At 37.8% G+C, this 12,793-nt stretch carries 13 protein-coding genes; 4 read left to right on the forward strand and 9 right to left on the reverse strand.

Annotated elements, in window-relative coordinates; all coding sequences use genetic code 11:
* Positions 1–4: 4 nt before the first annotated feature.
* A complete protein-coding gene (gene ystJ / locus G4D63_RS09125; RefSeq protein WP_163179310.1) occupies positions 5–1,246 on the reverse strand; it encodes an NADP-dependent malic enzyme in 1,242 nt (413 codons plus the stop codon).
* A gap of 98 nt (positions 1,247–1,344) precedes the next feature.
* Positions 1,345–4,692 carry a DNA polymerase III subunit alpha gene (dnaE, locus tag G4D63_RS09130; RefSeq protein ID WP_163179311.1) on the reverse strand — a complete coding sequence of 1,116 codons (3,348 nt, stop codon included), beginning with the start codon at positions 4,690–4,692 and terminating at the stop codon, positions 1,345–1,347.
* A gap of 280 nt (positions 4,693–4,972) precedes the next feature.
* On the opposite strand from dnaE, the gene ytrH reads away from it, so the two are divergent.
* The 3 genes from ytrH to G4D63_RS09145 all read left to right on the forward strand — a co-directional run bounded on the left by ytrH (position 4,973) and on the right by G4D63_RS09145 (position 6,131).
* Positions 4,973–5,314, forward strand: a complete 342-nt coding sequence (ytrH, locus tag G4D63_RS09135) for a sporulation membrane protein YtrH (RefSeq protein WP_163179312.1) — start codon at positions 4,973–4,975, stop codon at positions 5,312–5,314.
* Positions 5,311–5,823, forward strand: coding sequence for a sporulation membrane protein YtrI (gene ytrI / locus G4D63_RS09140; RefSeq protein WP_163179313.1), 513 nt, complete (start codon positions 5,311–5,313; stop codon positions 5,821–5,823). Before ytrH ends, ytrI begins: the two co-directional genes overlap by 4 nt.
* A 113-nt stretch (positions 5,824–5,936) precedes the next feature.
* A complete protein-coding gene (locus G4D63_RS09145; protein ID WP_163179314.1) occupies positions 5,937–6,131 on the forward strand; it encodes a YtzJ family protein in 195 nt (64 codons plus the stop codon).
* 75 nt (positions 6,132–6,206) lie between these two features.
* Here the strand turns inward: G4D63_RS09145 and G4D63_RS09150 are convergent, their stop codons facing one another.
* A complete protein-coding gene (locus G4D63_RS09150; RefSeq protein WP_163179315.1) occupies positions 6,207–7,145 on the reverse strand; it encodes a DHH family phosphoesterase in 939 nt (312 codons plus the stop codon).
* A gap of 131 nt (positions 7,146–7,276) precedes the next feature.
* On the opposite strand from G4D63_RS09150, the gene G4D63_RS09155 reads away from it, so the two are divergent.
* Complete coding sequence (locus G4D63_RS09155) at positions 7,277–7,576, forward strand: YtpI family protein (RefSeq protein ID WP_163179316.1); 300 nt, start codon at positions 7,277–7,279, stop codon at positions 7,574–7,576.
* A gap of 84 nt (positions 7,577–7,660) precedes the next feature.
* On the opposite strand, the gene G4D63_RS09160 is transcribed toward G4D63_RS09155, so the two are convergent.
* The 6 genes from G4D63_RS09160 to G4D63_RS09185 all read right to left on the reverse strand — a co-directional run bounded on the left by G4D63_RS09160 (position 7,661) and on the right by G4D63_RS09185 (position 12,761).
* Entirely contained in the window at positions 7,661–8,974 is a 1,314-nt protein-coding gene (locus G4D63_RS09160; RefSeq protein ID WP_163179317.1) for a CBS domain-containing protein, read from the reverse strand.
* 73 nt (positions 8,975–9,047) lie between these two features.
* Positions 9,048–9,302 carry a hypothetical protein gene (locus tag G4D63_RS09165; protein WP_163179318.1) on the reverse strand — a complete coding sequence of 85 codons (255 nt, stop codon included), beginning with the start codon at positions 9,300–9,302 and terminating at the stop codon, positions 9,048–9,050.
* A 123-nt stretch (positions 9,303–9,425) separates the two neighbouring features.
* Positions 9,426–10,103, reverse strand: a complete 678-nt coding sequence (locus G4D63_RS09170) for a metal-dependent hydrolase (RefSeq protein WP_163179319.1) — start codon at positions 10,101–10,103, stop codon at positions 9,426–9,428.
* A 30-nt stretch (positions 10,104–10,133) separates the two neighbouring features.
* On the reverse strand, positions 10,134–11,684 hold the full coding sequence (locus tag G4D63_RS09175; protein ID WP_163179320.1) for a polyamine aminopropyltransferase: 1,551 nt from the start codon (positions 11,682–11,684) through the stop codon (positions 10,134–10,136).
* A 24-nt stretch (positions 11,685–11,708) separates the two neighbouring features.
* Positions 11,709–12,104: a DUF350 domain-containing protein gene (locus tag G4D63_RS09180; RefSeq protein ID WP_163179321.1), complete on the reverse strand. Its 396-nt coding sequence runs from the start codon at positions 12,102–12,104 to the stop codon at positions 11,709–11,711.
* 21 nt (positions 12,105–12,125) lie between these two features.
* Entirely contained in the window at positions 12,126–12,761 is a 636-nt protein-coding gene (locus G4D63_RS09185) for a DUF4247 domain-containing protein (RefSeq protein WP_163179322.1), read from the reverse strand.
* Positions 12,762–12,793 lie beyond the last annotated feature (32 nt).

The following is a 12,793-nucleotide window of genomic DNA, read 5'->3' on the forward strand; positions in this document are numbered from 1 at the left end:
ATACTCACTCACCTTTACCAATAATGGCCAGTTGTCTTGTTTTCTCAGCAATTTCTTCTGGATCCACCTGAATTCTAGCAACCCCTGTTTCCATTGCAGCCTTAGCAACAGCAGCTGCAACAGCAGGTGCTACACGTGGATCAAATGGGGCTGGTATTACATATTCATCCTTTAACTCATCTTCTGAAATGAGACTAGCAATCGCTTCTACCGCAGCAATTTTCATCTGCTCATTAATATGAGTAGCTCTGACATCCAAAGCTCCTCTAAAAATCCCTGGAAATGCTAGTACATTGTTTACCTGATTTGGAAAGTCTGATCTACCAGTACCAATAACTCTAGCTCCTGCTTCTTTAGCATCACTTGGCATAATCTCTGGATTAGGATTAGCCATTGCAAAGATAATCGGATCTTGATTCATTTCACGGATGATTTCTTTTGTTAGAGCTCCCTCAACTGATACACCAATAAACACATCTGCATCTTTCATTGCATCAGCCAAGGAGCCTTCCATTTTATTTCGATTCGTGTATTTTGCTACTTCTTCTTTCACACTGTTCATACCAAATGGTCGTCCTTCGTAGATAGCACCCTTTGAATCGCACATGATCACGTCACGAACTCCGTATGAATATAAAAGTTTAATAATTGCAATTCCTGCTGCCCCTGCTCCGTTTGCTACTACTTTAATTTCGGACATACTTTTACCAACTAGCTTTAACGCATTAACTAGACCCGCTACAGTTACAATGGCTGTACCATGCTGATCATCATGAAAAATTGGTATATTGGTTTCTTTCTTTAGTCTTTCCTCTATTACAAAGCAATTAGGTGCTGCTATATCTTCTAAATTTACGCCACCAAAGGTAGGCTCTAATAGTTTTACAGTTTCAATTATCTTCTCAACATCTGTGGTTCCTAAACAAATAGGAAAAGCGTCAACACCAGCAAAGCTCTTAAATAGTACAGCTTTCCCTTCCATTACAGGTAATGAAGCTTCCGGACCAATATTACCTAGTCCTAGTACTGCCGTTCCATCAGAAACAACTGCTACCATATTACCTTTCATTGTGTACTCATACACTTTGTTAACGTCGTCATATATAGCCTTGCAAGGTTCTGCTACACCGGGTGAATAAGCGAGACTTAAATCTTTAGCGTTCCGAACTGGAACCTTTGAATTTGATTCTAGCTTCCCTTTATGAATTCGATGGATATGTAATGCCTCTTCTTTTAAAGTAGACATACGCTCACTCTCCTAACTTTTTCATATGTGGTAATCAAGTGGTCAGACCACATTAGACTATTTAACAATAATAACAAAATTCTGGAATATGTAAAGAACTAATAGGCTTTCAAAACCACATTTTTCTCTCCTACTACCTCTTTAATTTTCTCTAGGCACACAGTAACAGGATTCACATGATAAGCGATCGGCAGTCTAATAGATTTTTTACTTTCTACATAATAAAGGACAACCCCTGTATTACCATGATATTCAGTGAACAGCTGTTTTAATTCTTCTAATTTATTTTGATTCTCAAGTTCCGGTTCGATTTTTATAAATAGAATTTTCTCCTGATAATCATTTTTCAACTCATCCATTGACTTAACCTTTTGAATGATAAATTGAGGTTCACCATTTCGAAGGTCGATTTTCCCCGATAGCATTAATACAGTACCTACTTTAAAATAGGACTGAAATTCTCGGAAGGTAGTAGGGAACACAGTACCTTCAATTTCTCCACTTTCGTCATTGATGACTAGGAAAGACATTTGTTCTCCCTTTTTGGTGCGGATTGTCCGTTCAGACCCTACAAGTGCTACAATCGTGACTTTCTTGTCGATATACTCTTGTTTTGCTGTTTGAATGGACACAGGCTGATGTTCCTGCCAATAGCGTTGATAGGCTGTAACCGGATGGTTGGATAGATAAAAGCCGATTGCTTCCATTTCAAATTGCAGTTTCTCTTCATCCCTAAAAGGAGTCATTTGAATATACTGTGGCTTTAAGAGCAACTCCTCTTCAAATGAAAAATCAAGTTGATCTCCACTGTCCGGCTTAACAAGTTCTGCATAGTCTAGCGCCACATCAATACTTGCTAGAAGAGTAGATCGTTCTTGTCCAAATTCATCAAAGCAGCCGGAGAATACAAGTGATTCTACCGTTTTTCTGTTTGGTAGAACCCTCGCACAAAAGTCGAATAAATCATCAAAAGGTCGACCTTTTCTTTCTGAAAGGATTTTTTTCACCGTTTGGACACCAATATTTTTGATTGCAGCCAAGCTATATCTAATGGCCTGATCATAAACTAGAAATCCATAAGAACTCTTATTTATAGAAGGTGGTAATACCTTAATTTGTTTTAATTTTGCCTCGCGCACATATTGGCCGATTTTATCATCATTGCCAATAGCAGAGGTAAGTAACGCTGACATGAAGAATAATGGAAAGTTTGCTTTTAGATAAGCAAGTTGGTAAGCAATCATACTATAGGCTACAGCGTGACTTCTATTAAATCCGTAGTTAGCAAATCTTACAATCAAATCATAAATTTCATTTGCTACTTCAGATGAATAGCCAACATTCAGACAGCCATCAACGAAATGCTTGCGTTCTGCTTCTAGCACCTCGATTTTCTTCTTACTAACGGCTCGTCTTAATAGATCTGCTTCCCCTAATGAAAAGCCAGCCATTAAGGATGCAATCTGCATAATCTGCTCCTGGTAAACAATAACTCCATTCGTACTACGAAGGATATCCTCAAGGTCTGGATGTGGATAGGTTACCTTATGATGCTTATTTTCAATATAGACCGGGATATTTTCCATCGGACCCGGCCTGTAAAGGGCATTAACAGCCACAATATCCTCAAAATGAGTAGGCTTTAATCTCTGTAAAACACTTCTCATACCTGAAGATTCCAATTGGAAAATACCGGTTGTATCTCCTGCTCCTAATAACTTAAAGGTTTTATCATCATCAAGAGGAAAATCTGCAAGTTCTAATTTCACCTTTTTAGACCACTTTATTTGGTCTAATATTCTTTGAAGAATCGTTAAATTTCGAAGACCTAGAAAGTCCATCTTTAATAGCCCAATTTCTTCTAGAATCTCCATTGAATACTGTGTAAGGTAAACACCCTGGTGACCATCTTGAATTGGAATAAGATCAGTTAGAGGTTGATCACTTATAATCACCCCTGCTGCATGAGTAGAGGTGTGTCTTGGCAATCCTTCTAATTTTAAAGCCACCTGAAAGACCTTTTGTGTTACACTCGATTGCTTAATATGTGTTTGAAAAGGCTCGGATTCTCGGTATGCCTCTGTTAATGTAATGCCTAACCGTGAAGGCACTTTTCGTGCAATCGCATCGGCTTCCTTTTGTGAAATCCCTAATACTCTTCCAACATCACGTAAAACAGCTTTTGTTGAAAGAGTTCCAAATGTGATGATTTGAGCTACATGAAGGGCTCCATATTTATTGGAAACATATTGAATCATTTCATCTCGTCGATCATCCGGAAAATCAATATCTATATCAGGCATAGATATTCTTTCTGGATTCAGAAATCGTTCAAATAAAAGATTATATTGGATGGGATCGACATCTGTAATTCGGAGTAGGTATGCAACTAAAGACCCTGCTGCTGAACCACGCCCTGGACCAGTAAGGATTCCTTGTTCATGAGCGTATTTCATAAAATCCCAGACGATTAGAAAGTAATCGCTGAACTCCATTTGCTTGATTATGCTAAGCTCATACTCCATTCTTTCATAATACTGAGGACGTTCTAGACCTTTTTGCTTAAGACTCTCTATGCATAGCTGTTCTATATATACTGGTGCATTTAAAGAATTAGGAACGGGGTATTTAGGTATAAACCGTTGACCCAAATCGAGCTTTATTTCACATTCACTTGCAATTCTACAGGTATTCTCAATGGCCTCCTTCAAGCTAAAAAAAGGCTGAATCATCTCTTCCTTCGATTTTAAGTAATATTCACTAGTTGGTAGCTTGTCTCTCTTAAGATCTGCTACTTTATCCCCATTTTTTATTGCTAATAAACACTCGTGGACAAACGCATCCTCTTTAATTAAATAATGAACATCATTGGTTACCACTAAGCTGATTTTCATTTCTTCAGCTAGCTTGGTCAGGACTGAATGTAGTGTTTCTTCCTCTGGAAGAAGATGTGATTGTATCCCTAGATAGAAATCTTTACCGAACATCCCATGAAATTGAGCGATAGCTTGTTTTGCTTTTTCTACGTCGTTATGTAGAATCGCTTGCTCAACTTCCCCTTTTATCCCTGGAGTAATCGCTATTAGTCCTGTTTTATAAGCAGCAATCCATTTTTTCAGTACAGCTTTACGATTCATTGTTTGTGCTGTACTACTTATTTTCAACAGGTTTTGATAACCTTTTTTGTCTTTAGCAAGTAGGATGAGTGGAAAATGCTTTTCTTCTTTTTCATCCTCATACACAGAAACGGTTAAACCAATAATGGGCTTAACTCCTTTTTTCAAACATGCTTTATAAAATGGGATGGCACCATATAAGTTATTATCATCGGTTATGGCTAAAGAGGTATAGCCTAGTTCCACGGCTTTCTGGACTAGCTCCTCTATTTTGCAGCTACTTGTTAATAAGCTATAGGAACTTTTCACTTGCAGATGAACAAAGTCCATTCTTTCACCTTCTATCTACTCTATTTTCACCTATATCTGAACTTTGGTTGCTTTTTTACAAAAACCAATTTAAAAGTAACTGTCTTTATGAAGAAGAGCCTTCAAACTTCAAACTTAATCTTTATTAATGGAGAGGAGTTCCCCTCCAACTGAATTTGAAAGTAAAATGTGTATTTTTAACGCAGCTTCTACTTTTCTAATTATAGTGGATGAATTAAGTTCAAATCAAAACATACTTCTCTATGTCTGTCCATATATTGTAACAGAAAGGGTGAATGGCATGGGTGTAAGAGAGGGTTTCTATGTTCTGTTTTTCAACAGTTATTTTATAGCTCTTGGGGTAATTCTTGGTGGCTGTATTGTCGGAGGCTTAGGGGCATTTTTCATAGGAAATCCTCCGTTATTAACGATGGTTAGATTAGCTAGCAACCTTAAGATTTGGGCAATTGTCGCGGCAATTGGTGGGTCTTTTGAAGCATTTTATAGTTTCGAGAAGGGGATCTTTGATGCGAACACTCGCGACATTATAAAACAGCTATTCATTATTTGTTCGGCAACTGGCGGTGCTCAAACAGGCTCTTTAATTATTAGCTGGTTGGCTCAAGAGGACGGGAATCTATGAGAATACCTCCATATTACGAAAAGGGAAGCTGGCAGAGATTTTTAGCAGGCGGTGTTTTTGGTGGACTCATTAGCTGGATCATTTTTGCCTATATGTTTGGTACCTATCAGGACACTCAGATTTTACATATATCAAAGCAAGCTAAAGAAATTAAGGACTTAAAAGAGGATATAAAGATCTGGCAAACTGATTATCAGAAACTCAACGAAGAAAACCAAAAGGGTGTAACATTACAAGAAATTGTAGTCACTATTGATAATGCAGAAAAATATAAACTTGATCATTTCAGGAAGTACCAATTAGAGACTCAATCGAAACAAGAAATAAATCACTTAATAGCGAAGGAAATTAGTAAGGTCTACGAAAGTAAAGAGCTAATTATCAAAGCGATAGAAAACAAGGTTTTTACGATTGATGATAAACAATATAGGCTTGAAGTTAGTGGTATTTATCTGCTGTATGCTAATCTAGAGATTGATGTGACAATGAAATTTAATGAGAATAACTAAAGTTTGAATATTTTATGAAATATTCAGAAAAGTATAGCAACCTCCTCCTATTTTGTATACAATGAATACAGGATATGGTAATTGCTGTTAAAACTTCTTTAGGAGGTGTACCAATGATCATAAACAGGAAACAACTTATGAGAGATAAGCTTCAACAAATAATAGCAGGGTATTCAGCCTATACAGAAACAAAAGAAGTCGCAATCATGCTTAAGAAGGAGCTCAAGCTCCGTAATATCGATGTATATGTTGATGATACCGACAAAGGATTTTGGTTTATTCCTGTAAAGGAAAAAGCGCAGGCTTAGCTTACTGCAATTCTCACTTAATCCTACTATACATCCGATTCTTAACAGGGAAAGAGAGGTTAGTCTCCACCCTGTTTATTTCGGAGTACATAACTCTTCTAAGTCTTTAATGACCTCATTAGCCTCTTCCCAAGAATGGACGGAAGCACCTGCTGCCAAAGGATGTCCACCACCTCTATATTTAGCGGCTACCACATTGATGACTGGTCCTTTAGAACGAAGCCTAACTCGAATTTGATCGTCCTCTTCAACAAAGAACACCCATGTGATGATTCCTTCGATATTCCCTAATGACCCCACAAGTTGCGATGCATCTGTCGGTGTGACATCAAACTTCTCTAGTATATCCTTCGTGAGTAGCATTGTAGCTACACCGTGACTAGATAGAGTGAAGTTTTGTAAAACATACCCTGTAAGATGAGCAACATTAACTTTTGTTGTGTACAATCCCTCATATAGAGTAGGTAACTCGAACCCATATTCCACCAGTTCTCCCGCATACTTAAATGTCCTAGTGTTGGTACTTGGAAATAAGAATCTACCTGTATCGCCAACAATACCAGCAAAAATTAATCGAGCTCCCTCTTGAGTTAACACAAGACCTTGGTTTTTACCAAACAAGTAAAATTCATAAATCATTTCACTAACAGAGCTAGCTGTTGTATCTACCCACAGAAGATCTCCATAGGAATCCTCATTTGGATGGTGGTCAATTTTTATTAATAAATTACCTAGCTTATACCTTTGATCACACACTCTTTCCTGATTGGCCGTATCACAGACAATCACAAGTGCCTCTTCATAAACCTCATCAGGAACAATATCCATCTTATAAAGATGGCCTAATGCTTCTTCGTCCCTTCCTACAACGAATATTTCTTTCTTTGGAAAAGAAGCTCTTAAAATTTCTGCTAGTCCACACTGTGACCCGTATGCATCTGGGTCTGGTCTAACATGTCTATGAATAATAATACAATCGTACCTCTCTATAGCAGCCAATATTTGTTCTTTCATACCCTTCACCTTTTCAATTTATATTTATCAAAAATTCTGGTTTGACTGTACAATGTAGTCACTAATGGTGGCATTATGCCCGATTTACGATTAAAATAGTATAGGACAAGAGTTTAGTTTGGAGGAAAATTATGCCCATATTAATTATTCTAATCATTATATCATTATCCTTCTATGCTTATTTTAGGATGAAAAATTTTCGGGTAAAAGAAGTGATGCATAAAAAATGGCTGTCAGCTAAAGCAAGTATTGCATTAGGTGCCTTTATGGTATTCTTTGCGTTAAACCAAATGATCGTTGAGCCTTCTACAATTGCCATTATTATTGGAATCATATTTTTGGTAGTTGGTGGTGGAAGTATTTGGGCAGGAGTCAGAGCATATCGCTATTATCTTCCACGAGTGATTGAGGAAGCACAACTTAAAAAATAAATGTAAGCTGGTCAATTCATTTTGACCAGCTTTCTTTTTGAACTAAAATTTATTTAGGGTGTAACTTTCTTTTATAGGATCGTATTATCGGTCAATCAACTGTACCATCATCATCGCTTTTCCAACGATTGTGCCTTGGTTGTAAACAGAGACATCTACCTTACCGAACTTACGACCTACTTCTAATACTTTTGGTTTTATTTCAATAATGCTCTCAATTTGAACAGGTCTTATAAAGTAAATAGTTATATTTTCAACAACCAGATCACCTTTTTTATAAGATCGTAATACACGATTTCCGGCCTCGGTAACTAACGTGGTAAATACACCGTAGGAAATGGTTCCAATGTGATTGGTCATTTGAGGAGTAACCTCACATTGGTAAACCTCTTCCCCTTTTGCGTTAACTAATTCAATAAATTGGTTAATCACACTATCATCTATCGTCTGACCAACCTGTGGTTGTCTTTGAATAACCTGAAGAGCCTTTAAGACGTCCTGACGGCTAATGATGCCTTTTAGCTTATTATACTCATCTACTACTGGAAGAACCTCGATCCCTTCCCAGATCATCATATGTGCAGCGGAGGCGACCGACGTCTTCTCACTAACACTGATTGGACTCTTCGTCATTAGCTTTTCGATGGGTGTGGAATGCTCTGTACCTAACACATCTTTGCCTGTCACCATTCCATGTACCTTAAGCTGTTCATCCACCACTGGGAAACGACTGTGGTCTGTCCTACCATTAAGCTGATACCAATTCCCTACCGTGTCATTTACAGAAAGATACGCAGTTTCCTCTATAGGAGTTAAAATATCCTCTACAACGACAATTTCTTTTTTTATCAGTTGGTCATAGATTGCACGGTTGATCATTGTAGCAACGGTGAACGTGTCATAGCTTGTGGAAATGATCGGAAGCTTTAATTCATCAGCTAGTTTTTTAACTTCATCATCTGTGTCAAAACCACCTGTAATTAGCACCGCTGCTCCTGCCTCAATCGCAAGCTTATGAGCATTGGTTCGGTTTCCGACAATCAAAAGATTCCCCGCCCCTGTGTACTTCATCATTGCTTCAAGCTTCATTGCTCCAATAACAAATTTATTCAAGGTTTTAAATAGGCCTTCACGTCCACCAAGAACGGTCCCATCCACAATATTAACAACCTCTGCAAAGGTCAGCTTTTCTATATTTTCTTTGTTCTTCTTTTCGATTCTAATCGTACCTACCCGCTCTATGGAGCTTACAAAGCCTTTATTTTCGGCTTCTTTAATAGCACGATAGGCTGTGCCTTCGCTTACATTTAATTCCTTAGCAATCTGTCTAACAGAAATTTTGTAGCCAACCTCAAGATCATTTATGTATTGCAGAATTTGTTCATGCTTTGTAGCCAAATCATTCACCCTTCACCTTTCAATTAAGAACAATCACTATTAGCTCTTATTATAAAGGTGAAAGTCATTACGTTCAATGTTGTGAAAGATATCGACGTTCTTTTGATGAAGTTTTAAGCCTTCTGAAACCAAGCTTTCTTTGCTTCTTTTGTTTCTTAGCTGCATATAAAAAGCCTGCTAAGTTTCCGCCTATTACTAATAATGCGAGTCCAAACCAAGCAGCCGCAAAAATGCCATCTATGCCTGAAAAATGAACCGTTAATCTCGGAACTGCATAGTACATTAACACTCCACAAATTAATAGACAAAGCAGTAAACGATTTTTCATGTTTATCCCCCCAAAGCTTGTTTCATTCATATGTATGCTAAAAAACAAAAAAAAGAAGCAAATGCGTTAACATTTGCTTCTAGATTTATTATGAGTATTCTAAGAATCTACCTGAGAATTTCCTTATAGTTCAATTACTTCTCCAGGCTGTAAAACTTGACCCACTCCAGCATCTAGTTGTTCTACATAGGCAGCTGGGTTTTGTTCAATAACTGGAAATGTATTGTAATGAATAGGTACAACTTTCTTTGCTTGTAACCATTTAGCTGCAAGGACCGCATCCTCAGGTCCCATTGTAAAATTATCCCCAATCGGTAGGAATGCTAGATCAATATTCGCTAGCTCACCAATCAGTTTCATATCAGAAAATAACGCAGTATCTCCTGCATGGTAAATGGTCTTTCCATCCACCGTTAATAAGATTCCACTAGGCATTCCTGTATAATACACTTGCCCATCCTCTTCATAAGCAGAACCGTGAAAGGCTTGCGTTAATTTAACTCTACCAAAATCAAACTGATACGCACCACCTATATGCATGGGATGTACACGAAGGCCTCGTTTCCCTAATAGGCCTGCTAGCTCATTGGGTGCAATAACTAATGAATCATTTCGTTTGGCAATAGAAATCGTATCTCCAACATGATCGTTATGACCGTGCGTTAAAAGAATAACATCTGCTTTTACTTCATCAGCCTTTAGATCCGTTAATCCATTTCCGTTAATAAACGGATCAAACAAGATTGTCTTACCATTGGTTTCAACCTTCACTACTGAATGTCCATGATAGGATACTCTCATCTAAAACATCTCCTTCATATATAGCAATAATTAATAATGACGCCAAGCTTTCTCGTATTTTTCAATAATGTGAGGATCTATAAGTGAATTAACCTCAAGCTCAACAGGATTGCCATTTTCATCTTGAAAATCCCCATCTTCATCCTTACCAAAATGAAGAGATGCTAACAGTGTTTCCTCTGTTAAATATCTCGTTTCTACATTCAAACTAGCCTGTTCTAAATCAAATGGCTCTCTTTTAGCGAGAACAAATCCCCAGCCCCCAAAGCTTGGAATGTCTAAATGTAAGTTTTTTGTATGTAAGCCAGTCGCCTTAACAGTATGATCAATTGTCCAGTACACTTCCGGTGCAAATACTGGGCTTGTTGCTTGTATCATTAGTGCCCCACCCGGGTGCAAATGGTTTCTAAGCATTGAATAGAACTCAAGTGTATAAAGCTTATTAAGAGATTCATTATTAGGATCCGGTAAATCTACAATGATTGCATCATAAAACACGTTGGTATGCTCCATAAATTCAAAGGCATCCTCGTTAAAAACTGTCACCTTTTGATTAGAAAAGGCATTCTGATTTAACTCAACCAAGTCTCTATTCTCTTTTGCCAATTGAATAACAGCTGGATCTAAGTCTACGATAGTAATCGTATCAACGGAATCATACTTTAACAATTCTCTAATCGCAAGTCCATCTCCGCCACCTAATACTAGGATATGCTGCTTATTAGCGGCAGCCATCATAGCCGGATGAATGAGCATTTCATGATATCGATATTCATCGCTCGAACTAAATTGTAACTGTCCATTTAAAAAGAGTCTTAGATCTCCTTGCTCCTTTGTTAAAATAATTCGCTGATAGTTTGTCTCTTCTGCATACACAATTGGATCGCGGTACATTTTTTGTTCAAAGGAAAAAGCAGCTTCTTCACCAAAAAATAAACCACCGACCAACGATAGCATAATGATAAATCCTGCTACTGCGTGTAGGATATGACCTTTGATTTCTTTTCGGAAATAAAATAACACCCAAAGAGCTACTGCCACATTAATAAGGGCCACAAAAAACGCAGTCTTTACCATTCCAAGCTGTGGTCGCAAAAGGTATACAAAAAGGAGACCCCCAATTAGGCCCCCGGCATAATCAGAAAAAAGAACACGAGCTGTGCTTTTATTTAAAGCAACGCCAATTTCGTTTGCTTTTCTTATTAAAATTGGAAGCTCTACACCAGTTAACGTACCAACTAAAAGTGTAATGCTATATAGGAAGAGGGCATCCGTTCCACTACTAAGGTAAGCATTAATACCAAATAATAAAAAGGCTGAAAATCCACCAACAAGTGCGATACTATATTCGATCCATACAAAGGATAAGATAAGTTTTTTGGTAATGTACTCACTAATGGACGCCCCAATACCCATCCCGGTTAGAAATAAGGAGATCGTAAGCGTATACTGCTTTACTCCATCACCTAATATGTAGGAGCCAATTGCCCCGAACAACACTTCAAATATGATTCCGCAAATAGATACAATTCCAGAGGCCCAATAAATCGCTTTGCTTTTTCGTATATCACTAGACTCCATGGTATTCACCCTAACCTGCACTTATTACGTAATTGAGGCACCTATTACAAAAGCAAGCCCAACAGATACGCAGAATGTTACAATCCCCACCGCAATATTACCTTTATGAAGTTCCTGTTCTACAGAAAATTTACGAGTCAGTAATTCAAACAATAGATACGCAACCATTTGAAGAACAATCCCAAAAATACCCCAAATTAATGTATCCGTTAGTCTTACACTATGATAGACAGAAAACGAGAGAATCACACAAATTCCAATGATCTTTCCTCCTATTGAAAGAGCTACCGCATGATTTCCCCTCTTGATTTCATCCCAATCTTTATATTGTCTAGTCAGTGCTTCAAACGCAACCAACCCAACTCCAACTATAATGATCGCCAAAATAAAATACATAAATGTTAAAACAAATGGTCCCATTTTCAAACTCCTCTCATATTGTTATTTTCCGGTTCCCGGTCCTCCACCTCTTACTGAAGACGAGCCTCCACGTAAAGAAGGTTGCCCGATTGGCCCTTTATAACCAGGTCCTGTACCACCATAGCTGCCATAACAGCCACCAATTGAGTTCTGACATCTCTTCTGTTGTTTGTTTTTCCAATCATCCACATCCAACAGATCATCCAGTAACCACCATACTAATAAGCCATTAAAGAAATTGGGCTGATAGTTATCTCGGACAAATCCGTAATTGGCAATCTCGACTAAGGTAGTTTCAGTATTATCAGGATCACGTGTTAGGGTAACAAAATACTGGTCATACACGATCACCTGCTTTTGATCCTTTACCTCTGAGACCTCAATGGGTTGGCTAACAACATGATCTTGAATATGGCTAGAAACTAGTTCAATAGACTGTCCTTCCACGGCAAACACTCTTGAAACATCCTGTTGATTTGTACCACTTTTAACAACATCCATTAATGGATAAGTTGCTTCTGCAAGATCCAGTGGATCATGAAACATTCCTTTTTCAAGGCTTCCACTTGTAATAGACTCTGATAATGGCATCCCTCTATCAACTCCGCAAGCTGAAAGCAACGAGAAGATGATTATGATAAAACCAATCCGTAGCATATAGATCACCCCCTATATGAGTATTAAATAAC

The sequence above is a fragment of the Bacillus mesophilus genome (assembly GCF_011008845.1).
In the GTDB taxonomy this organism is placed as follows: domain Bacteria; phylum Bacillota; class Bacilli; order Bacillales; family SA4; genus Bacillus_BS; species Bacillus_BS mesophilus.

What these genes read in the sequence shown, in the direction of transcription:
- ystJ (WP_163179310.1), bottom strand. Translation starts at nt 1,246, where the DNA reads ATGTCTACTTTAAAAGAAGAGGCATTACATATCCATCGAATTCATAAA.
- dnaE (WP_163179311.1), bottom strand. Translation starts at nt 4,692, where the DNA reads ATGGACTTTGTTCATCTGCAAGTGAAAAGTTCCTATAGCTTATTAACA.
- ytrH (WP_163179312.1), top strand. Translation starts at nt 4,973, where the DNA reads ATGGGTGTAAGAGAGGGTTTCTATGTTCTGTTTTTCAACAGTTATTTT.
- ytrI (WP_163179313.1), top strand. Translation starts at nt 5,311, where the DNA reads ATGAGAATACCTCCATATTACGAAAAGGGAAGCTGGCAGAGATTTTTA.
- G4D63_RS09145 (WP_163179314.1), top strand. Translation starts at nt 5,937, where the DNA reads ATGATCATAAACAGGAAACAACTTATGAGAGATAAGCTTCAACAAATA.
- G4D63_RS09150 (WP_163179315.1), bottom strand. Translation starts at nt 7,145, where the DNA reads ATGAAAGAACAAATATTGGCTGCTATAGAGAGGTACGATTGTATTATT.
- G4D63_RS09155 (WP_163179316.1), top strand. Translation starts at nt 7,277, where the DNA reads ATGCCCATATTAATTATTCTAATCATTATATCATTATCCTTCTATGCT.
- G4D63_RS09165 (WP_163179318.1), bottom strand. Translation starts at nt 9,302, where the DNA reads ATGAAAAATCGTTTACTGCTTTGTCTATTAATTTGTGGAGTGTTAATG.
- G4D63_RS09170 (WP_163179319.1), bottom strand. Translation starts at nt 10,103, where the DNA reads ATGAGAGTATCCTATCATGGACATTCAGTAGTGAAGGTTGAAACCAAT.
- G4D63_RS09175 (WP_163179320.1), bottom strand. Translation starts at nt 11,684, where the DNA reads ATGGAGTCTAGTGATATACGAAAAAGCAAAGCGATTTATTGGGCCTCT.
- G4D63_RS09180 (WP_163179321.1), bottom strand. Translation starts at nt 12,104, where the DNA reads ATGGGACCATTTGTTTTAACATTTATGTATTTTATTTTGGCGATCATT.
- G4D63_RS09185 (WP_163179322.1), bottom strand. Translation starts at nt 12,761, where the DNA reads ATGCTACGGATTGGTTTTATCATAATCATCTTCTCGTTGCTTTCAGCT.